The sequence below is a fragment of the Sphingobacterium sp. 2149 genome, from assembly GCF_031455655.1.
GTDB lineage: Bacteria > Bacteroidota > Bacteroidia > Sphingobacteriales > Sphingobacteriaceae > Sphingobacterium.
Genome location: NZ_JAVDTD010000012.1, coordinates 213658 through 234531, shown reverse-complemented (window position 1 = coordinate 234531; position 20874 = coordinate 213658). Strand labels below are relative to the sequence as shown.

At 41.2% G+C, this 20874-nt stretch carries 16 protein-coding genes and 4 tRNA genes; 3 read left to right on the top strand and 17 right to left on the bottom strand.

Annotation, left to right across the window (positions count from 1 at the left end):
• Positions 1 to 17: 17 nt before the first annotated feature.
• From lepB to J2X77_RS18305, 5 genes are all read right to left on the bottom strand, one after another.
• Complete coding sequence (gene lepB, locus J2X77_RS18325; protein WP_209578520.1) at positions 18 to 1586, bottom strand: signal peptidase I; 1569 nt, start codon at positions 1584 to 1586, stop codon at positions 18 to 20.
• 16 nt (positions 1587 to 1602) lie between these two features.
• Positions 1603 to 2346 (bottom strand): 4-hydroxy-tetrahydrodipicolinate reductase, encoded by a 744-nt coding sequence (gene dapB / locus J2X77_RS18320; RefSeq protein ID WP_209578519.1) that lies wholly within the window; start codon positions 2344 to 2346, stop codon positions 1603 to 1605.
• A 182-nt stretch (positions 2347 to 2528) separates the two neighbouring features.
• Complete coding sequence (locus J2X77_RS18315; RefSeq protein ID WP_209578518.1) at positions 2529 to 3251, bottom strand: DUF5683 domain-containing protein; 723 nt, start codon at positions 3249 to 3251, stop codon at positions 2529 to 2531.
• Position 3252: 1 nt separating this feature from the next.
• Entirely contained in the window at positions 3253 to 4188 is a 936-nt protein-coding gene (locus J2X77_RS18310; RefSeq protein WP_209578517.1) for a ParB/RepB/Spo0J family partition protein, read from the bottom strand.
• A 1-nt stretch (position 4189) separates the two neighbouring features.
• Positions 4190 to 4987 (bottom strand): ParA family protein, encoded by a 798-nt coding sequence (locus J2X77_RS18305; protein ID WP_209578516.1) that lies wholly within the window; start codon positions 4985 to 4987, stop codon positions 4190 to 4192.
• Between the two features lie 226 nt (positions 4988 to 5213).
• On the opposite strand from J2X77_RS18305, the gene J2X77_RS18300 reads away from it, so the two are divergent.
• Positions 5214 to 5735, top strand: a complete 522-nt coding sequence (locus J2X77_RS18300; RefSeq protein WP_209578515.1) for an NADPH-dependent FMN reductase — start codon at positions 5214 to 5216, stop codon at positions 5733 to 5735.
• 80 nt (positions 5736 to 5815) lie between these two features.
• Here J2X77_RS18300 and J2X77_RS18295 read toward each other — a convergent pair whose 3' ends face one another.
• On the bottom strand, positions 5816 to 8761 hold the full coding sequence (locus tag J2X77_RS18295; protein WP_293938068.1) for a pitrilysin family protein: 2946 nt from the start codon (positions 8759 to 8761) through the stop codon (positions 5816 to 5818).
• Between the two features lie 257 nt (positions 8762 to 9018).
• On the opposite strand from J2X77_RS18295, the gene J2X77_RS18290 reads away from it, so the two are divergent.
• Positions 9019 to 10200, top strand: a complete 1182-nt coding sequence (locus J2X77_RS18290; RefSeq protein WP_209578513.1) for an acyloxyacyl hydrolase — start codon at positions 9019 to 9021, stop codon at positions 10198 to 10200.
• Between the two features lie 119 nt (positions 10201 to 10319).
• Here the strand turns inward: J2X77_RS18290 and J2X77_RS18285 are convergent.
• From J2X77_RS18285 to J2X77_RS18235, 11 genes are all read right to left on the bottom strand, one after another.
• Positions 10320 to 10394, bottom strand: a tRNA-Val gene (locus J2X77_RS18285).
• 34 nt (positions 10395 to 10428) lie between these two features.
• Positions 10429 to 10503: transfer RNA gene (locus J2X77_RS18280), tRNA-Val, on the bottom strand.
• A gap of 9 nt (positions 10504 to 10512) precedes the next feature.
• Positions 10513 to 10590: transfer RNA gene (locus tag J2X77_RS18275), tRNA-Val, on the bottom strand.
• A gap of 9 nt (positions 10591 to 10599) precedes the next feature.
• Positions 10600 to 10677: transfer RNA gene (locus tag J2X77_RS18270), tRNA-Val, on the bottom strand.
• A gap of 130 nt (positions 10678 to 10807) precedes the next feature.
• Positions 10808 to 12877, bottom strand: a complete 2070-nt coding sequence (locus tag J2X77_RS18265; RefSeq protein ID WP_209578512.1) for a putative porin — start codon at positions 12875 to 12877, stop codon at positions 10808 to 10810.
• Positions 12878 to 12989: 112 nt separating this feature from the next.
• The gene (locus J2X77_RS18260) at positions 12990 to 13805 is read right to left on the bottom strand and encodes a purine-nucleoside phosphorylase (protein WP_209578511.1); all 816 of its coding nucleotides are present in this window, start codon (positions 13803 to 13805) and stop codon (positions 12990 to 12992) included.
• Between the two features lie 118 nt (positions 13806 to 13923).
• Complete coding sequence (locus J2X77_RS18255; RefSeq protein WP_209578510.1) at positions 13924 to 15414, bottom strand: sodium:solute symporter; 1491 nt, start codon at positions 15412 to 15414, stop codon at positions 13924 to 13926.
• Between the two features lie 39 nt (positions 15415 to 15453).
• The gene (gene murQ, locus J2X77_RS18250) at positions 15454 to 16266 is read right to left on the bottom strand and encodes an N-acetylmuramic acid 6-phosphate etherase (protein ID WP_209578509.1); all 813 of its coding nucleotides are present in this window, start codon (positions 16264 to 16266) and stop codon (positions 15454 to 15456) included.
• 22 nt (positions 16267 to 16288) lie between these two features.
• Positions 16289 to 16924, bottom strand: coding sequence for a polysaccharide deacetylase family protein (locus tag J2X77_RS18245; protein WP_293884155.1), 636 nt, complete (start codon positions 16922 to 16924; stop codon positions 16289 to 16291).
• Positions 16925 to 16983: 59 nt separating this feature from the next.
• Entirely contained in the window at positions 16984 to 18810 is a 1827-nt protein-coding gene (locus tag J2X77_RS18240) for a glycoside hydrolase family 9 protein (protein WP_310081917.1), read from the bottom strand.
• A gap of 43 nt (positions 18811 to 18853) precedes the next feature.
• Positions 18854 to 20713: a PQQ-binding-like beta-propeller repeat protein gene (locus tag J2X77_RS18235; protein ID WP_209578508.1), complete on the bottom strand. Its 1860-nt coding sequence runs from the start codon at positions 20711 to 20713 to the stop codon at positions 18854 to 18856.
• Between the two features lie 30 nt (positions 20714 to 20743).
• On the opposite strand from J2X77_RS18235, the gene J2X77_RS18230 reads away from it, so the two are divergent.
• On the top strand, positions 20744 to 20872 hold the full coding sequence (locus J2X77_RS18230) for a hypothetical protein (protein ID WP_310081915.1): 129 nt from the start codon (positions 20744 to 20746) through the stop codon (positions 20870 to 20872).
• The last annotated feature ends 2 nt before the right edge of the window (positions 20873 to 20874 follow it).

Sequence of the window (20874 nt, the reverse complement as noted above, 5' to 3'; positions counted from 1 at the left end):
ATGTTGATTTGCACCGATTAATGAATGCCCTTAAAGATTCGATTCCAGCGAATTTTCGAGAGTCCCGTACCAATGTCATCCCAGCTCATCCAAGTAAATAAAGCCTTTCCAACAATATGATCCTCGGGAACAAATCCCCATCCCCTTGAATCTAGCGAATTATGCCGATTGTCACCCATCATCCAAAAGTAATCCATTTTAAATGTATAGTGATCTGCTTTAACATCATTGATATAGATTCCATCCGACCGCTTTTCAAGCTTATTATTCTCATACACGCGGATAGCTCTTTCATAGATGGGTAAAGTCTGCTCATTTAAAGCAACTGACCAACCTTTTTTCGGAATTAAAATCGGTCCAAAATTATCAAAATTCCATTTATATTGCGCATCATATGGATAAGCACCTTCTCCAACGGGGCTCCTTCTGATTTCTTTGACATTCGACCAGGACTTTACAATGGCCAGCTCATCTTGAGTCATGAACAACTGATAGACCCCAGGCTGCTGATCGCCACCTACTGCTTCAATTCTCAACTCCTTTAACCTTTCCATATTTAAGGGTGTACCATCCGTTAATACCAGATAGTCCAATTGACTTTCAGGAGGATCAAATCCCGGTTGATCATTTACAAAAAGCTTGGCATCTTTCATGGAAATCTTATCCCCTGGCAATCCCACACAACGTTTAATATAGTTCTCACGCTTATCAATCGGCCTTGCCTGAATCGTAAACTGCGAATTCACGGTCTGCCAGCCATACGCTCGAACAAGATCATAATAACTTGCATTTTGGTTTTCGAGGGCGACAGTATCACCAGCGGGAAAATTAAAGACGACCACATCATTGCGCTCAATCTTTTGAAATCCAGGTAGACGTTTATAAGGGAGTTCTATCAATTCAGAATATGCTTTCCCTCCTGTAATGGGCATGGTATGATGCGCAAAAGGAAAAGCAATCGGCGTATTAGGAATACGTGGCCCATAATTCAACTTGCTGACGAATAAGAAATCGCCAACCAACAAGGTACGTTCCATAGATCCTGTCGGAATCATATAAGCTTCGATCAGAAAACCACGAATAAGGGACGCTGCGACAGTGGCAAATACGATAGCATCAGCCCATTCGCGTACCATAGACTTTTTGTATGGATATTTAATTTTATACTCTTTATAGGATTCAAGGGCTATTTCGGCACGCTTCTCTTCAGTCATTACAATGCCTTCCTGACTAGCAGCTTTCAGATTCTTAGCGTACAGGCCGTTCAAAAAACGCAAATTATTATCCTTTGCCCACATGGGCAGCACGATAAAAGGGACTAAAACCGCAGCCGCATTCTCCCAAAAACGACGCTTCCCAAAACAATGGATAAAATCAAGATAAAGATTATAGAAAATAAAGACATTGACAATTGGAACGAGCAATAATATTACCCACCATAGCGGTCTCCCCATCAATTTTGCCTGAATATACTGGCTGTAAAAAGGAACGATCGCTTCCCAGCCATTTCTGCCAGCTTTAACAAACAATTGCCACAACCCATATCCCGATATTGCTGTTAAAACCGCAAATATAATTAAGCCCATAAACTACTAATTAGTACTATTTATTAAAATCAAAAATCTCTGTAACTTGATAAAAGCCTTTTTTACCATTTAACCATTCCGCAGCAACAACAGCACCCAAAGCAAAGCCATCACGGCTATGTGCAGTATGCTTAAATTCTATCTGGTCAACCTCCGAACTATAAAGTACCGTATGTGTTCCCGGAACTTCTTCAATGCGATGACTTTCTATCAAAAGTTCTTGGGGCTTTGGAATAATTTCATCTTGCTCGCCAACGACAGTATTCACCCAGTTGGTCTTCACATCACTATTCTCCAATATCCCCTCAGCAATGGTTATTGCGGTACCACTCGGAGCATCCAATTTGTGGATATGGTGAATTTCCTCGACTTGAACATCATATTGCTTGTAAGGTTGTAATGCTTTTGCCAACATGCGATTGATATGGAAAAACACGTTCACACCGATAGAAAAGTTAGACCCGTACAAAATCGAACCTCCAAACGCCAAACACTTCGCCTTAACATCTTCCAATTGATCGTACCAGCCCGTTGTCCCTACCACAATAGGCACCCCTGCTTCCAGACAAAGATTTATATTATCCAATGCTGCAGAAGGCACACTAAAGTCTATCGCGACATCAGCTCCTCTCATATCATCAGCAGTCAGGTTAGGACGATTATGTTCATCCACAACTAAAAAAATTTGATGGCCTCTTTTTAGTGCGTATCTTTCGATAATCTGCCCCATTTTGCCATATCCCAAGAGAATGATGTTCATATATTCAGAAAAAAGTATAGTTTATTTTTAAAATTAAAAAATTTCAATGAAATACCCCTATTTAAAAACCATAATCCTTGATCTTACAGACCGTGTAAAACTAATATTACTGAAATTCAGATTATACATCCCCACATCAACAGTCATTTTCGATCGAAATATGAGGTTGAAGAAATCAGATTTTAATTGAATTTCATGGTCAATTTAAGTCCAACAGTTGGTTTAAACGAATAAGTTCCCGACGCGAGACTGGCATCCATTAGAGTCGGTCCAATTAATAAAGCAGTCTTTTTAGGCTTATCATCACCAATGCTCCAACGATATTTAAGCATCGAGTCGATATAGGCTTCGGCGACGTTAAGGCCATACACTCCCAAAGTAAGAAGCACCATGAGATCGCGATCTCGCCGCGCATTATCTTTTGCACGAATGATAGACTGCTCGGAAACGTTGAGATAATATGGATCGATTGGCCTTCCAAGAGCCTTGTCTTGCAATACCCCCAACAATTCTTTATAATAACGGTTATTAAAATCAAAAACAAGCACAGTTGTCAATAACCCGCCATAAATTGCAGGGACCTTTATCCACCAAACGCCTCCATTTGTATATTGTCCCCATCCGGGAAGAACCAAAGAACGTTTCCAGGCTTGCTTATTTTTTGCTTCAATAGCCAAGCGGGTCGAATCTTTGAACACCACCTTCTCCTTTGCCTTAGCTTCCTCTTTCTCCCGCTTTTTACGTTCTTTCCTAGATTCTTTCTTTACAGTATCCTGTACCCCTTTTTGCTTTATGCTATCTATTTTTACAGGTGCCACTTGTTTCTTCGCAATGGAATCCACCGTCTGCCCATGTACTATCGCCAGCGCAAACACTGCAAGTATCAAGCTTATTAATTTGGCCATATTACCAATCTAATAATTCTAGAATGCGACTTAAATCATCCTCTGATTCAAAAGGGATCTCGATAGCACCTTTCCCTTTGGTACTCTTGAGATTCAATTTGACACGCGAAGAGAATTTAGATGCCAGATCATCTTCAATTTTCTGTAGTTGAAAAGACATCGGAGCTTTATCCTTTCCAGCCTTTTTCTTACCACCTTTTTGTAGTTCACGAACCAATTCCTCGGCCTTACGAACAGATAAACCTTGATCAATAATCAACTTAAAGATATAAAGCTGCTTATCAACTTCAGGAATATTAATCAATGCGCGAGCATGTCCCATGGTCAATGCTCCATCCCGTATCGCCGCTTGAATGACAGGCGGAAGTTTCAATAAACGAAGATAATTTGTGACAGTAGACCGGTTTTTACTCACACGCTCTCCCAGCTCTTCCTGCTTTAAATTACACTCCTCAATCATGCGCTGAAAACTCAAGGCTACTTCAATCGCATTTAAGTTCTCCCGCTGGATATTCTCAATCAAAGCCATTTCCAGCATCTGCTGGTCGTTGGCTGTACGGATATATGCTGGAATTTCGGTAATGCCAGCCAAACGTGAAGCACGGAGACGACGTTCGCCGGAAATCAATTGATAATTACCATCCGAAATTTTACGTACGGTGATGGGTTGAATTAACCCCTGTAGACGAATAGATTCCGACAGTTCCTGTAAGGCAACCGGGTCAAATTCTGTTCTCGGTTGAAAAGGATTGACAGCTATTTCTTCTACACGGACATGGCTAATACTGCCATTCTCATTCGTTGTTTTTACAGCTGTGGTTGTAACTTGAGGAGCTTCTTCCACTTGCTGATTACTTTTAGCAGGAACTTCTACACTATCGTTTAATAGCGCACCTAAACCTCTTCCCAGTCCTGTTTTACGCTGATGTGCTGCCATATTATGCGGTTACTGTTTTATTCATTTCACTAAGATGCCCGTTTTTCTGTAAGATCTCACGCGCCAAATTCAAATAATTGATTGCCCCTTTACAGGACGCATCATGCATGATAACAGAAATTCCAAAACTTGGAGCTTCGCTCAAACGGGTATTCCGCTGAATAATCGTATCAAAAACTAAATCCGTGAAATGTGTTTTCACTTCCTCGACCACCTGATTAGACAGCCTCAAACGGACATCGTACATGGTCAACAAAATCCCTTCAATCTCCAAGCTCGTATTTAAACGATTTTGAACAATCTTAATCGTGTTTAATAATTTACCAAGACCCTCTAAAGCAAAGTATTCGCACTGTACAGGAATGATGACGGAGTCCGAAGCAGACAGTGCATTGATTGTAATTAAGCCCAAAGAAGGCGAACAGTCAATGATAATAAAATCATAATCATGTTTCACCTGATCCAAGATTTTTTTCATCTTGTACTCCCTTTCATGCATATTGATCATCTCAATTTCTGCCCCAACCAAATCGATATGAGCAGGCAAAAGGTCAAGATTTGGCGTTTCTGTCGATTGGATAGCCTCCCGGGGATCCAAATCATTTACCAAACATTCATATACACTTGCGGTGATTGTACGCGGGTCAAAGCCAATCCCAGAAGTAGAGTTTGCTTGAGGATCTGCATCCACTAACAATGTTTTATATTCTAAAACCGCCAAACTAGCCGCCAAATTAATTGACGTTGTGGTTTTTCCGACCCCACCCTTTTGATTTGCGATTGCAATTACTTTTCCCATCTGAATGAAAATCTTTCTTAATTAAAATGTCATTTTATCCCACATGTCACTTTTTTGAAGATCAATTTGCCAAAATCTCTATCCGCAACTCAAATTAACAGAACAAGTTCAGCATATTTCGTACTTTTGACGAAGCAAAAGCACATATCCTCAGGATGCTAAGATACAAAAAATCGAGATATGTATCCACTTTGAAATTGCGCTTTTTATAAGTACCAACAACACAATGATTTTAATAATATCCGGAACAAACCGCCCCAATAGCAAGACGTTAAAAATAGCAAAGTGCTACAAGCAAATACTTGATCGTAAGTCAATTGAAAGTGACATTTTTTCTTTGGAAGATCTACCAGCAAACATTTTAGAGACAGATCTTTATGGCAAAAGAAGCACAGCATTCGAACCTATCCAAGAAAAGGTCAGTAAAGCGGAACTGTTTATCTTCATCGCCCCAGAATACAACGGAAGTATACCCGGAGCACTCAAGCTTTTTATTGACTGCTGCACATTTCCGATCAGCTTTTATCACAAGAAAGTTGCATTGGTCGGACTATCTTCTGGACGCTATGGCAACCTCCGTGGAATCGATCATCTCACTGGGATATGCAACTATTTAAGAATGCATGTACTTCCACTCAAGATTTTTATACCCGGCGTTCAGAATGAATTGAATGATGACGGAGAGTTATTTAAGGAAGATACACTGCAATTCATCAATGAGCAGATTGATGAAATTATCCGATTCTAATAACCCCATACCAAAAGAAGCCTTCAGTATCACTGAAGGCTTCTCTCAGGTGTATAAAGGCTACGCTAATAGCGGCTGAGCTAATACCCAAAAATCTCTTTTAGATCCAGCTTCTTAACTTCGCCTAATTTGGCGAGATCAGCTGGCTTAAGACTGTCTTCTTTCGCTACGATACAATAAACATAGGGCTTTTGACTCATTTCCTTTTTATGAAAAGCATGCAGATTGTCATACGTTAATTTCGGTGCCTCTTCGTAGACGACTTTACGAATATCAGTTGTATTTCCCAAGCGTTGTGCTGCCAAATAACTCCCTAAAATAGCAGCATTCAACACACGCTCACTGGCAATTGACTTTTCTAGACTAACTTTCGCGATATCCAGTCCTTTAGCACTTTCAGGCAATACATCCAACAACTCGTTCATGCCTTTAATCGCATCGTTAAACTTATCTGCCTGTGTGCCGACGTAAGCTCCTACCGTATACCGATTGCCTTTTTTATACGGTTGGCCATAATAAGCATAAGTGGAATATGCCAAAGCTTTTGACTCACGGATAGTCTGAAAAACAATACTTCCCATGCCGCCGCCAAAATAATTATTAAATAACGAAACTGTAGGCGTCAGGGCACTGTCGTAAGCTTCTGAACTTCTATACCAAAACACCTCAGCTTGCTTCATATCAAAATCAGCAAAAAGCACCTGATTCTTGGTTGTTGGTAACTCTTCAAACACAACCGCCTTTTTTGCCGCTACGTAGGCTCCGGTACTTTGTTTTAAAGGCTTCGCTTTCGCCACAAATTCCGTAGCCGATAACGGACCAAAATAAAGCATTGTATGCTTCATATTAACCAAATCGTGCAACACCTTCACCAAGTCTTCCGCTTTTAAAGCATCCAATTCAGCATCTGTAAACACATTATTAAATGGATTTTTAGCACCATATTTTGCATAGGATTTCAAGCCCTCCATGATTGCAGTCTTGCTTTCTTTCGCATTTGCTCTCGCTTTTTTTGCACGGGCAATATACATTTTGAAAGCTTCCTGGTCAGCAACACAATTGCGCAACAAATCTTGGATCAAGTTCAATGTGGCCGTGAAGTTTGAATTTAAACCCGAAATCGACACCATGGTCTCTTCGTTACCGGCAGACACCGAAAAATCAGAAGCTAATTGATAAAAATCTTTGCTAAACTGTTCACTTGACTTATCCTTTGTACCCAAAAATTCAAGATAACCAGCAGCTAAAGCCAATAACTTATTACCCCATTTTCCACCATCAAAACGATAAGACAGGGAAAACAGCTCATTATCTGAGTTCTTTACAGCAAGCACTGGCAGTCCATTTGCAGTAGCTTTCTGAATAGCTTTATCATAATCTACCCATACCGGCTGGATTTTATCCTCCGGCATTGCTTCAACCCGCTTTAGGAAATCGGATTGGTCGTCACGATTGACCGTTACAGGCGTAATCTCTGGTTTAACAACCTTAACTACACTGTTGTCCACCCCCTTACGTTTATAAACGACAACATAATTATTGTCGTTCAGGTATTTGTTTGCAAAGTCCACCACATCTTGCTTGGTAATCTTATTTAACTCATCCGAATACCCCACAACAGATGCCCAATCTTGACCAGAAGTAAAGGCATCCATCAATGATTCAGCGCGGTCGCCATAGCTTTCGTTCTGTTTAATTTCATCTTTCTTTGCATTATTGACAATTGCGGTTATCAGATCATCCGAGAAATCACCTTTTCTCAATTTCGCCAATTCTTGCAACAGTAGCTGCTTTACCTCTTCCAAGCGCTGTCCCTGACCAGGATTACCTTGTAGTAGCAGCAAGGAATAATCTTTTAATACGTAAGGAAAAGCACCAGCACCCAACAATTTTTGGTTCTTCACCAAATCCAGATCGATCAGACCCGCAGATCCGTTCGTCAAGATCTGACTCATCAAATTGAGCATGCGGGCATCCTTCGTTGCAGCACCCGGAAAACGGAATCCCATCAGCATAAACTCTGCATCCGGACCTTTGACCTCACGGACAATAGGTGTCAAAATTGGTTTTTCAGCATCAAAAGTGTAGGCAGGAATCTCTTTGGGCTGCATAAAAGCAAAGCTCTTATCCACTTTTTTAACGACCTCAGTAGGATCAAAATCACCCGACATAATAACACCCATATTATTAGGGACATAATACGTATGGAAATACTCCCGAATTGCCTTCAACGACGGATTTTTAAGATGCTCAACAGTCCCAATTGTGGTCTGCTTTCCATAATTATTATCAGGAAAAGCCGCTGAAAACATCGATTCCACGGCCTTACGATTATCTTTATCGAGACTTATATTTTTCTCTTCATAAACAGCTTCAAGCTCGGTATGAAACAAGCGCAATACCGGATTTCTAAACCTTTCCGCCTGCACTGCCAGATATTTATCCAGCACATTGCTAGGAATTTGCTCTTGATAAACAGTCTGTTCAAATGAAGTGAAAGCATTCGTTCCTTCGGCCCCCATCGACGCCATCAATTTATCGTACTCATTGGCTATCGCATATTTAGCAGCCTCTCCAGACACTTGATCAATCTCCTTATAAATTGCTTTCCGTTCGGTTTCGTCTGTTGTACTATTGTATTTCTCATAGAGCGCATCAATCTGGTCCAGCAGCGGCTTTTCTTTGTTCCAGTCTTTCGACCCAAATTGATCTGTTCCTTTGAATAGCATATGCTCCAGATAATGCGCTAAACCAGTATGATCTTTCGGATCTGTTTTACTACCCGCCTTTGTAGCGATGTACGTTTGAATACGGGGTTCCTTTTTGGTGGGACTCAATATTACAGTTAAGCCATTTTTTAACTTATAGAACCGCGAATGAGTAGGATCGTTGGTTACGTACTTGTAGGTATACCCCCCTTCAGATGCTTCTTTCCAATTAAATTTGGCGTGCTGAGCAAACAAAGCACCCCCCGCTGTTGTTAGTACAAACGTAACAGCAGTAATTCTAAATAGGTTTTTAATCATATTTCCTTTTTCTTTTCAGCTCAAACTTAGATAAATTGCTTTTTATATGCAATATAATTAAAGGCATAACCCACAATTATTTATCCATTTGATATCGTGACAACGAAGGGCACAATTCCCTGTGTCGGATTAAAAAGCTGTAGCTAAAAACGGGCAGTTTTGATACCTTTATATCCCATCCGTTTAAATACTTTTGTTACAATGGTATATCATGCTTACTTTTGCAAAAATTTTAAAAAACGCTAACGTTTTATTTCATGACATCAAGAATACTTGCTTTTGTAACCTTGGCACTGCTTTCCTTTCGTACCACAGCCCAGGTTACACCTCGAATAGAAACTTCAACAGACACTTTACAAAGCCTTATCCCAGCCAAGAAAAGACTTATATTTCAACTTGAACATGAAAGCGGCGGCGAACTTAAATTCAATGAACGCTCCAAAGAAACACTAGCTGATTCTTACTATAATGGGTTAAATTTCAGAGTAGGTTTTCAAACCCAGTTTCAAGATTCAATAAAAAGCATCTACAATGAACTGTACAACTATCCGATCTACGGTATCGGTATCTATAGCAGCACCTTTGGACAGGAACATCTGGGCCAGCCTTTTGCCGCATACGGCTTTGTGGCTATCCCCATTCGACCAAAAGTAAATTCGAGATGGAATTTCAATTATCGGATTGCCCTCGGTCTCTCCGGCAGATTCAACCCCTATAACGAAGAAGATAACCCTTTCAACCTCCTTATCGGCAGTAAAAACAACGTTTTTATTGATTTCGGAATTCAGGCCAACTATCGGTTAAACAAACATTTTCAGGTTGGTGCTGGCGCGGCATTTCACCACTTCAGCAATGGAGCACTGGCATTACCCAATACAGGGATAAATCTCGTCCCTTTGAGTTTATCCGTTTCGTATACACCAACAGACAAGCCATTTGACTACAGAAAAACGCATATTCCCCCGATGGAGAAAACCGAAGAGCTACATTTCAATTATGCCTTTGGTTTCAAGCAGATCGATCGGGAGCATGATAGCCAATATTTTAAATCGATGTTGGGAGCTTATTATAGCAGACATTTGGGCTACAAATGGCGCCTCGGCGCTGGGGTTGATGCATTCTATTCTGCCAGCGGGAATGATGAAAAGGTGGCAGGCGACAAAGCTGGCAAATTTTCAGCCTTATTTTCGTATGGACCAGCGTTCTACATCGACCATGTTTTAAACTCCAGATTGTATATCAACGGAAATGTAGGGGCCTACCTGCATCGCAACAAATTCAATGGCGAGAGCATGCCCATATACCTTAGAGTAGGTGTACGCTATAAAGTCTACAAAGATTTCTTTGCTGGCGTTTCTATTAAAGCCCATGGAGGTAAAGCCGACTTTATTGAATGGACGACAGGCTACGGCATTAAGCTAGGTAAAAAGAAGAACTAACAATAAAATAACCACAAGAGATTCCCAAAGCAGACTAACTACCTGAAAGGGAATTTCGAAATTTACAGGCAATTCAATGCATAAAAAAAAGCGTTCATGATGAACGCTTTTTTTTATTGTGGGGATTACTGGGTTCGAACCAGTGACCCCTACCTTGTCGAGGTAGTGCTCTAAACCAGCTGAGCTAAACCCCCTAACGAAAAAAAAGCACCAGTCAATGATGCTTTGTGGAGGCTACAGGATTCGAACCTGTGACCCTCTGCTTGTAAGGCAGATGCTCTGAACCAGCTGAGCTAAGCCTCCGTTTTGGATTGGTGGAGAATACTGGATTCGAACCAGTGACCCTCTGCTTGTAAGGCAGATGCTCTGAACCAGCTGAGCTAATTCTCCGACTTTGTATGGTGGAGGCTACAGGATTCGAACCTGTGACCCTCTGCTTGTAAGGCAGATGCTCTGAACCAGCTGAGCTAAGCCTCCATACTTTTTTAAAGAACGCCGTTCCCTAATTGCGTGTGCAAATATAGCTTAAAAATTCTATTCTCAAAATTATTTTATAAGATTTTATGCCCTAACGATCACAACAAGCTAAGAAACACCGAAATAATTTTTAGTCATAGAACTTCCACGAAATTCCAAACCTAAAGTTGGCGGTATTCATCGGATAGCGCCGAACCGTGTAGTATCCGTGTGGATAGAAGTTCTGGTTTAAAAAATTATAGCTCAAAAACATGTTTACCCGTTGTATGTTTGCTGTAATCCACAAATCCATAATTGGATAAGTCGAAAACTCGATTTGCTTATATGCATTGTAAAATTGTCCTGTACCAACCGAATAATTTGGATTTGCATAAGGTGTATTAAACTTCGCATCCAAACCAATGCTGTAATCAATTACTTTATAGAAAAGATTGCTGTAATACAAACTATGCCAAGTATACAATTCGGGGACCGCCAATACGTCTTGTTGGTCTGTCTTTTGATAGACAACCAGGTTGTCTAAAGTAAAATGGTTCAATTTAAATTTTTGTCCGACCGTTACCTTCAATAAATTGGCCTTATCCAATTGGGTCGGAACAATCCATTTGTCATTTTTAGGATCGTCCTGCGGATTGGGCCGCTCTGCAAAATACGTATAATTATTCATCAGGAAATATTCAACCTTACCATGAAAACCAAGCATCGGATTAGCATATTGAAAACCTAGATTCTGAATTTTAGTCTTTTTAAGATTCAAATCATTCCATTTTGCATACGTATAATTTAAATTCTCAAAAACCATCTCAGGGGACTTATTCTGTGAATACGCAGATAGCGTTACCTTTCCGATTTTATCGCCCATAGCGATATCCGCTTTGGCATCATATAAAAAATCCCCAAAATTGTGACCGAATACAATCTGATTCGCCTTCAAACTAAAATCAAGACGGTCGGAAAACTGATAGCCCAATTCGCCCTTTACGATGCCATTTTGGTAAAAGCGATCAAACGTGGTGCTATCTGGCAATTTATTAATCGCCTGCGGATAAGCCGCACGGTTATTATAATAGCGATTGGAATCGAGCTGGTTTTGCTCCACCCAGTTCATATCGTGCTGAAAGGCCAGGTTTAATTTTGCCTCATTCTTAAATACCGACTTCCCACGGAGGAAAAAGTTGTATTCAAACTCATTCGAAACATTTGTAATCAGGGTCTTATCATTATTTAATGCCAAGGCTTTGTTGTTGTAGGGCAACACTGCATTCTGATCATCCGTATTCTTGAAGAAGTTATAGGTTTGTCTTCTAATACGGGTATTGTGCGCCATGCTATTGGTAGGCCGAATCTCCATGGTGGGCTTACCTTTATCAATGGTATCCAATCGCCCCACGTAAAGCGACTGTCTTAGAAAAAATGATTTATCCCACCATCTGGATCGTGGAATCACATTCTTGTCAGAATTGCCAAATTTAGGGTTAAAACGATTTGGAGCCTGTCTGTTTTCAGGTGCAAACGGGCGATCTTCGGTAATAGAGCCATTTTCCATGGCATCCAACCGGTTAAATACCGCATTGATCAACAGGTTATACCGATTATTTTTTGATTCGTACCACGAGGCAATTGAAGCCTTTAAGTCGGAGTAATTCTGATTCAGGTAATAACCATCCGTTTTAGTCGAATGGAAATCCACATTCATATTCCATTGGGAATTGATATTTTGCGCTACCCGAGCCCTAAAAACCTGATCATTAAAGAAAAACCCCACCGCTGACAACTCAGAGTATCTGGCCCGTGCCCTAAAATATTGAACCGAATCAGGATTTAGTAAATAACGCTCCAATGCGGTAAAACCAGACTGAAATCCAATGGTTTTTTTAGGCTGAAACAGCAGGTCGCGCGTAGCCAGACCATAAGAACCGAGATTCACACTGGGATTCCAAGGTAAATTTTGCGGGTTATAATATTGGTAATTATGATGTGAAGTGTCAATCTGTCTTGTATAGGTGCCTTTTTTCAACATATCCAATGTTGCATAGCGGATATACTTGGCCGATAGGATAACAGAATCCTTTTTTCCGTCCTCCTTGGCTCTCGCCGAATCCAATGCACTGCTCCAATCCTCTTTGCTCTGCGCAATGACATCCATGGAATAAATAAATAAAAAACACCATGCGGCAAGAATGCGTACAAACAACTTCATCTAAAATTATATAAAAACCAAAAAAGCTAAATTCACCGGAATGAACAAATTACCTACAATGCCCACCAATCGAACACCGTTACCCTGAAAAGATGGCATATAAAAATGCAATTTATTGCAAAGCTATTAATTCTTTCAAAATTAATGTCATTTTAGGTTCTGCTTTCTCCGCAACTGCAACAATTTCCTGCAGGGATACAGGTTTAAGCTGTTCATGAAAGCCTTCATCCGTAACAACCGAAATGGCAAATACCGGTAGCCCCATATGATTGGCAACGATAACTTCCGGAACCGTACTCATACCGACCACATCCCCACCGATCAAACGCATATAGCGATACTCCGCTTTGGTTTCCAAATTAGGACCCGCAGAAGAAACATAAACAACTTTTCGTGCAGTAATCGTGTGTTGGCTCGCAATTTCAAGAGCCTGTGCGATCATCTCCTGGTTATACGGCTCACTCATATCCGGAAATCGTGGGCCAAACTCAGCCAGATTTTGTCCGCGAAGTGGATTGTCGGGCAATAAGTTGATGTGGTCTTCAATAATGCCGAGGTCACCCTTTTTTACCTCAGGATTTAGCGATCCGGCAGCATTTGAAACAAACAATTTTTTTATCCCCAACACCTTCATAATACGGATTGGAAATGTAATCTGCTGCATATCGTAACCCTCATAGTAATGTAGCCTTCCTTGCATGGCGACCACATTACGGCCACTCAGCTTGCCAAAAATAAGCTTACCAGAATGAAATTCAACAGTTGAAATAGGGAAATTAGGTATATTGGAATACATCAGCTGATACTCGACTTCAATCTCATCAACCAATTTACCTAAACCGGTACCTAGGATGATACCGAACTCTGGAGTAAAATCTCCAATTTTTCTACGGATAAATTCCGTAGTCTCATTTATGCTATGATACATACGTACAGAAAAACTAAGTATATCAAACTTAACTTAATTTTTCTGTACGTACAAATCAAATCAATACTTGTATTTACATCTTCTCACCAATGGAGAAACTTTTTATAGCCAAAATGTATTAGTTGTGGGACAATGCGCTTTCGCTAGCTTTACCCGGCGTACTGATCAAAAGCATCACAAATGTAATAAAGCCATTAATGATAATTAGATCCAATCCGATAACATAAGGCGTATGCACCTCGATAATATAGGTCTTAAGCAAAAATAATATAGTTGGCGAAAGGATACAGATGTAAGGTACAGCCTTATCCCGCACCGCATATTTTGTAAAAATCCCAAAAACAAATAAGCCCAATAAAGGTCCATAGGTATAGCTCGCCGCGGTAAAAATTGCATTGACGACCGAATCGTCATTGATGAGCTTAAAGACAAGAATAACCAATAACATCACAATAGAAAAGCCAAAATGCACATAGTTACGCTGTTTGATCAAAGCTGGATCATTGGGGTTTTCCTTTTTATTGAAGTTCAAAAAGTCTACACAAAAAGAAGTCGTTAAGGCCGTTAGCGCACTATCCGTCGTTGCAAAAGTAGCAGCTGTCAAACCCATCATAAAAATAATGGCAGGAACGATGGTCAAATGGTTCAATGCAATTTCCGGATACAAATAATCACGCGTGGCCAACTGGGTGACATCAATACCGTTTTTAGCCGCATAGATATACAACAGAGCGCCTACAGCCAAAAAGAAAATATTAATGACCACAAAAACGCTTGTAAAAGTGATCATATTTTTTTGCGCCTCTTTAATGGTCCCCATCGATAAGTTCTTCTGCATCAAATCCTGATCGAGCCCTGTCATCGCAATGGTCACAAAAATTCCTCCCAAGAATTGTTTCCAAAAATTTGCTTTACTGCCCACAAAATCATCCCAGAAAAAGATCTTGGAGTAGCTACTTTCTTTCACGGCCTCAAAAGTATCCACAATACCAAAATCCAATCCTTTTGCCATAAAATAAATGGAAAGAATGACAGCAGTCACTAAGAAGGTAGTCTGTAGGGTATCTGTTACGATAATCGTTTTTAAACCGCCCTTATTGGTATACATCCAGATTAACACCAAACATATAACGACCGTAATCGCGAAAGGCACATTCCAGGCATCAAAAATAAAATGCTGTAATACAATGGCGACCAAATATAGACGAAATGCGGAACCTATCGTTCGGGAAACCAAAAAAATAGCGGCACCAGTTTTATAAGTAGTGTGCCCAAAACGCTCTTCCAAATAGGTATAGATAGACGTCAGATTCATTCGGTAATAGAGCGGAAGCAATACGTAGGCAATAATGACAAACCCCACTGCATTGCCAAGAACGAATTGGAAATAGCTGAATTCGGAAGCACCGACGGCACCGGGAACTGAAATAAAAGTTACGCCGGAGAGTGCGGTACCGATCATCCCAAAGGCGACCATATACCATTTAGAATTACGGTTTGCAACAAAAAAAGTAGAGTTATCAGAAGCTCCCTTTGAGGTAAAGTGCGCAACTGCTAGCAAAACCGCAAAATAGATTATTATAAAAGATAATAATATTACTGGTGACATAGTTTGTTTTTAAAATAGGTGATTAGTAATTGGTTATAGTCAATGCGCTGCCTGATAGGATTCTATCGCCTGTCTCACGTTCCCGAACTGCTCAAGCAAAGCAGCAGCTTCATCCTCGGGCGCCCCTGTTTGATCCATAATGATACGCACACCACGACCTACCAGCTTATGATTTGACAATTGCATATCGACCATCTTATTCCCTTTGACCCTACCCAATTGGATCATAACTGCGGTGCTAAACATATTTAATACCAGCTTCTGTGCAGTACCCGATTTCATGCGTGTAGACCCAGTGACGAATTCTGGTCCCACAATTACTTCGACAGGATATTGCGCTATTTCCGCAATAGGAGAGCCACCATTGCAGACGATACATCCTGTCACAAGTCCTTTTTCATTTGCGGTTTTCAATCCACCAATCACATAAGGAGTCGTGCCAGAAGCCGCAATACCCACCACAACATCGTTCTCATCGATATCATAGGCTTCCATATCCTTCCAGGCCTGCTCCAGATCATCTTCTGCAAATTCAACCGCTTTCCGAATTGCGGTATCGCCACCGGCGATCAAGCCGATTATCCATTCAAATGGCACACCGTAAGTTGGAGGTAATTCAGATGCATCTAACACGCCTAGACGGCCACTCGTACCAGCGCCGATATAAAAAGTTCGACCACCAGCCTTCATTTTCTCCACAGTGACCTTAACCAATGCTTCAATCTGAGGGATAGCCTGCTCTACAGCAAGTGGCACAGATTTATCCTCATTATTGATATTAGTCAATAATTCATGCACAGACATCTTGTCCAAATCCTGATAATTCGAATCTTTCTCCGTTGTATTTACCATTATTAGTATGTATTGTATTTCTTTATTTCAATAAATCGGGCACATCTACAAATTGATACCCTTTTCCCTTTAATATGCGAATGATATCATCCAAATGATGATACAGTTTATCTTTACGCCGGTCATCCGTTCCCATATGAATCAACAGCATAAACCCGTTAAGCCCAAATCGTGCCTCGTAGGACCACAGATTGTCGAGAATCACTTCCGATGACAAATAACGAACCCCCATTTCAGGATACGTATAATCGGCCGCTGTCCGTATTCCGGGTGTATAATTAACCGAAGATAGCCCCAACGCTTTTGCCCAATTGACCGTTTCAGTCGTATACCATTCATACGAAGGAATATAATAGGACAGATTTCGGCTATTAATACCTGCACTTTGCAATGCATTCAGATTAGCCTTTACATCAGTCACAAAAGAGTCGCGTGTAACCAATAACACACTTCTACTTCCCCAGTCGCTGACCAAAAGATGCTTATCCGAATGCCCCGAGACATAGTGACCATCCCTTAACATCCGACGCACATACGGTTTAAAGGTCGGATTTCTGAGGTAATCACCTGTCAAGAAAAATGAACCTTTTACATGATGACGTTTTAAGGCATCCAACACTGCTGAAGTACCTTCCGACAAATCATGACCAGTAAACATCAGCGCCACCTTTTGTGTTGTCGAGTCGCCCCGGACAATAGCACCAAAAATATCCTGGGTTACTTTTTTCCAATAGGCTCCTCCATGGCCTTACCCTCTTTTGAAGCAAGCAAATAAATGAGAGAAGCTGTTCCATCCATGGTCGGCTCATTGGTACTATAGTCCCCGTAATCATCGTGATAGACGGCCAAATCACTTTGAAACTCCGCATAACGATCGGGATTATTCAGCTTGATACCAATCAAATTGCGATAAGTTGATGCCATAATAGGGCCATCAACCAAACCTCCGTCGATCGGGTGCTTTCCCAGAAACGTGAATGCCGAATGCGGATCCACAGGTGTATCGCCCCAAGATGGAAGACCATAAACCATGCTTGTTCCCCAGGGATTTGTCCCAAACAACCAGTCAAAATTAGCCTGAGCGAGCTCATCAAATTGTGCATCTCCTGTCAGTTCCTTGTACCACAAACATTGGATGGCAAAAGAGACAGTCAAATTATTGCTGCACCAGATAAAGGGAACTCCCCGATAAAAGGCATTTAACTCTGCTCTGCGATTAACTTCCTCAATCCCTTGCTTATAGTAAGAAACAATCTCCTCGCGATCTTGCCCTTTTAATCCTTTTGCCAGTTCATAATGTCCAAGGTTGATAAACGGATACCACTGATAGTGAGCGGCAGTATCGGTTATCATCCAAGGTGTCACCTTCTCCTGTCTGGCATATTGTAAACCCTCTTGGGCAAATTTCTTTTTCTTTGTCGCTGAAAACTCCATTGCAGCAGCCAACTGCATATCATCCACCCAATTGTCCTCTGCATAAATATAGGGCGATTTCACAGAAACCGTCTGTGTCACGCCGGGCTTAATATTGGCATAGGCATAGGCGGACGCTGATTTCTTCGACAGCAGTTTGGCATACTTCCGATCTTCCTTAGCAAACAACGTCGCCCCGAGGCGAAAAGCACTGCTAAATTTACCCGCAGTAGAGCTTGTACCGGTCGTGTTGTTCATATACTTGCCCCGCTGTTGTGGCGCACCATCGATAAAATACACCGGCCTTTCAAATCCACGTCCATAATACGGATCTTCCTTAGGCATCCGCATACTGGCATGATCCCGGTCGTCTCCAATCTGATTGTACATTTCATTAGCCTTGGGATGCATTTTCAACAACCAATCTAACCCCCATTTCGCTTCATCCAGAACATCCGCACGACCATTTTTACCATCAAGCCCATTCGCCAGCTTCCGATCACTAAACACTCTTGGAAAATCACGATAGGCAGCAAGCAAGTGAAATGTTGCATTTGCCGAGGTTGTCGCATATTGCAAGTAATCAGAAGCATCGTGCCAACCACCACCAGCATCGATATACGAACTATCTTGAATACCCACCTTTCCAGCGTAAAGTGTAAAACCATCGTGTGTATGGCAACTATCTTGCAGAAAAGGGTTGAATAATGTCCGTTGTTGTCGCATATATCGCAATACAAAATCTGCGGCCCCTTGATAAACGTCCCGTGCAATTCGGAATGTTGCTGATTTTACGTCGTCAGCTTGAACAAAGAAGCGTCCTGTATCTTGTACGGCAGAAAAATCAAAACGAAAACTTTGAATAAAAGGACCGTAGGCCCCATAATCTTTTCCAACAGGATGCACATACACGGTTTTACCTGTTTTTGCATTTTTAATCTCAAAAGAACGAAGCTGCCTGATTGATTTTCCACCCCATACTGCAACCTTCTTACTTGCCGGAGTATAGCCCAATTGGTTTATTCTAATCCAAGCATTTTGCTGTGCTTTCGCAAAGTTACAAACAAAACATGCAAAAACAAGCATAAAAGCTTGACGTAAATTTAAGAAGTTTAGACATTTTTTTATCATATCAAGGCATTTATTTTCAAAAAAGATCTTTACGTCCAATTGTTTAAAATGCTAACGACACTATTTTACCATCCATTGTGCTCGCAATCACACCTTTTTGACCATTTATTGCAACGGGATTTAGCATTCCATTAGATATTTTATATTGCCATACAACTTCGCCTGTTTTTGCGCTTACTGCAGAAAGTAAACCCGAATGACTCGGCACAAACACCAATCTACCGTTTGTATTAATAGCCGACGGCGTCAACTCATAAGGCAACTTCAATGCAGACTTCCAAACAACATCCATGCTGTTTCCGGCCACCGATACACCCAACAGATCACCATCCATTGTCTTTACATAAACCAATTTACGATCTGCAGAAAGTCCCATCGACTCCCGCACTCGGATCGTATCTCTTTTTTCCCGCCAAATAACTGCTCCTGATTTCGCATCCAGCGCTGTCATAAAACGATCGGGCGCAACCACAAAAACACGATTATTTACGCCGACTGGATTACATGCAGCAGCAGAAAACATGCGATTGGCCTGTCCATTGTTCCATTCCCAGGAAAGACGACCTGTCTTGGCATTCAGGGCATAAAACCCATTACTCCATGAACCGAAAATTACATTGCCCAAATAATAGGTCGGTAATGTTGACACAAATCCTTTGACCTGATCAAAACTCCATTTTACAGCACCTGTTTTAATATCCAACGCTCTAAACTTACCATCAGAACCGCCGATAAAAGCAACACCATCGTGTAGTAATGGCGATCCCAAAACCGCCTTCTCTGTCTGCACCTTCCACAGTAATCGACCATTCCGAGCATCCACTGCATAAATTGCATGATCCGATGATCCAGCCACCACGATTCCTTTCGAAACTGCTGGCGTGGAATACACTTTACCACCAGTACGGAATGCCCATAACTTCCTGCCGGTCTTTAAATCGAGCGCAAAGATATCTCCGGCAGTGTTTGATGTAATCACGCTATTTTTGTAAACCGTCAGTCCCGCTCCGATATCACTTGCATCTTCAAAAGTCCAATTGACCTTAACTTGATTGGCATATTTTGTATTGACAGCGTAACTAGGTCTTGGGTAAGTCGCGGTTTCATTTTCAAAATGATGGTTGAAAAGAGGAACAACGAGCCAAGGCTTTTCTTGCGTACCCAACCCCGGGTTACGCTCTTGATAAGTGGCCTTACCATCTGCTATGGTTACAATATTATAACCACCAATTTCCTTATTTGCCCGCAGATTAGAGCGCCCCATTACACCAGGAATTCCTTCCCAATCGTATAATTTATTGATATGCCCATGCCCACAAATTGCCAGTTGAACATTCCGTGTTTTAACCCTTTTCAAGGCGTCAAACCAGTTATTCAACGATGAATCTTGTGGATAGTGGTTAATATAGATCAATGGTAGCTGTTTATCCGGATTCGCGGCAAAAACAGCGTCCATCCAGACCAGATTTTCACGCGGAATCTGACCAGGGCTCATCCGCATGTTTGGACCAGAATTGGTCCCCATAAATGCATAGCCTTTGTGCTTGAAGAAAAAAGTTTCACCACCAAAAACGGTGCGAAACGTATTCGCTCCATTTTCAGACCAATTTCCATCATGATTCCCCGGAATAACATACCAGGGAAGCTGCAAGCTATCCAAAATCCGCTTAGCCAGCTTGAGCTCGTGATCAGCACCAAACTCGGTGATATCACCAGACAGTATCACGAAATCAATATCTTTCACCGTATTTAGATCCTTTACTGTACGTCGCAAATCTTCCGCTCCTGTTGCACCGCCAACATGCGTATCGGTCACGTGAGCGAATTTGAAAGACTGCTGTGCAATCGAGACATTAAAAATGCAGGATAATGCAATAAAAAAGGTAATAATTGGAAACCTCATGCGTAATGTTTTCTTAAAAATAGCGTTTTTATGCATAAAACAGAAATAATAATGCATTTTTATGCAAAAGTAATGTTAGATATTGGTTTAGATGCGCCTAGACAGCATTCGCTATCAGAGCATAAAAAAGCCTTGTCTACAAACATAGACAAGGCTTAATA

What these genes read in the sequence shown, in the direction of transcription:
- J2X77_RS18235 (WP_209578508.1), bottom strand. Translation starts at nt 20,713, where the DNA reads ATGAGGTTTCCAATTATTACCTTTTTTATTGCATTATCCTGCATTTTT.
- J2X77_RS18295 (WP_293938068.1), bottom strand. Translation starts at nt 8,761, where the DNA reads ATGATTAAAAACCTATTTAGAATTACTGCTGTTACGTTTGTACTAACA.
- J2X77_RS18230 (WP_310081915.1), top strand. Translation starts at nt 20,744, where the DNA reads ATGCATAAAACAGAAATAATAATGCATTTTTATGCAAAAGTAATGTTA.
- J2X77_RS18245 (WP_293884155.1), bottom strand. Translation starts at nt 16,924, where the DNA reads ATGTTTACTGGTCATGATTTGTCGGAAGGTACTTCAGCAGTGTTGGAT.
- J2X77_RS18255 (WP_209578510.1), bottom strand. Translation starts at nt 15,414, where the DNA reads ATGTCACCAGTAATATTATTATCTTTTATAATAATCTATTTTGCGGTT.
- J2X77_RS18300 (WP_209578515.1), top strand. Translation starts at nt 5,214, where the DNA reads ATGATTTTAATAATATCCGGAACAAACCGCCCCAATAGCAAGACGTTA.
- J2X77_RS18305 (WP_209578516.1), bottom strand. Translation starts at nt 4,987, where the DNA reads ATGGGAAAAGTAATTGCAATCGCAAATCAAAAGGGTGGGGTCGGAAAA.
- J2X77_RS18290 (WP_209578513.1), top strand. Translation starts at nt 9,019, where the DNA reads ATGACATCAAGAATACTTGCTTTTGTAACCTTGGCACTGCTTTCCTTT.
- J2X77_RS18240 (WP_310081917.1), bottom strand. Translation starts at nt 18,810, where the DNA reads ATGATAAAAAAATGTCTAAACTTCTTAAATTTACGTCAAGCTTTTATG.
- J2X77_RS18310 (WP_209578517.1), bottom strand. Translation starts at nt 4,188, where the DNA reads ATGGCAGCACATCAGCGTAAAACAGGACTGGGAAGAGGTTTAGGTGCG.
- J2X77_RS18265 (WP_209578512.1), bottom strand. Translation starts at nt 12,877, where the DNA reads ATGAAGTTGTTTGTACGCATTCTTGCCGCATGGTGTTTTTTATTTATT.
- murQ (WP_209578509.1), bottom strand. Translation starts at nt 16,266, where the DNA reads ATGGTAAATACAACGGAGAAAGATTCGAATTATCAGGATTTGGACAAG.
- J2X77_RS18260 (WP_209578511.1), bottom strand. Translation starts at nt 13,805, where the DNA reads ATGTATCATAGCATAAATGAGACTACGGAATTTATCCGTAGAAAAATT.
- dapB (WP_209578519.1), bottom strand. Translation starts at nt 2,346, where the DNA reads ATGAACATCATTCTCTTGGGATATGGCAAAATGGGGCAGATTATCGAA.
- J2X77_RS18315 (WP_209578518.1), bottom strand. Translation starts at nt 3,251, where the DNA reads ATGGCCAAATTAATAAGCTTGATACTTGCAGTGTTTGCGCTGGCGATA.
- lepB (WP_209578520.1), bottom strand. Translation starts at nt 1,586, where the DNA reads ATGGGCTTAATTATATTTGCGGTTTTAACAGCAATATCGGGATATGGG.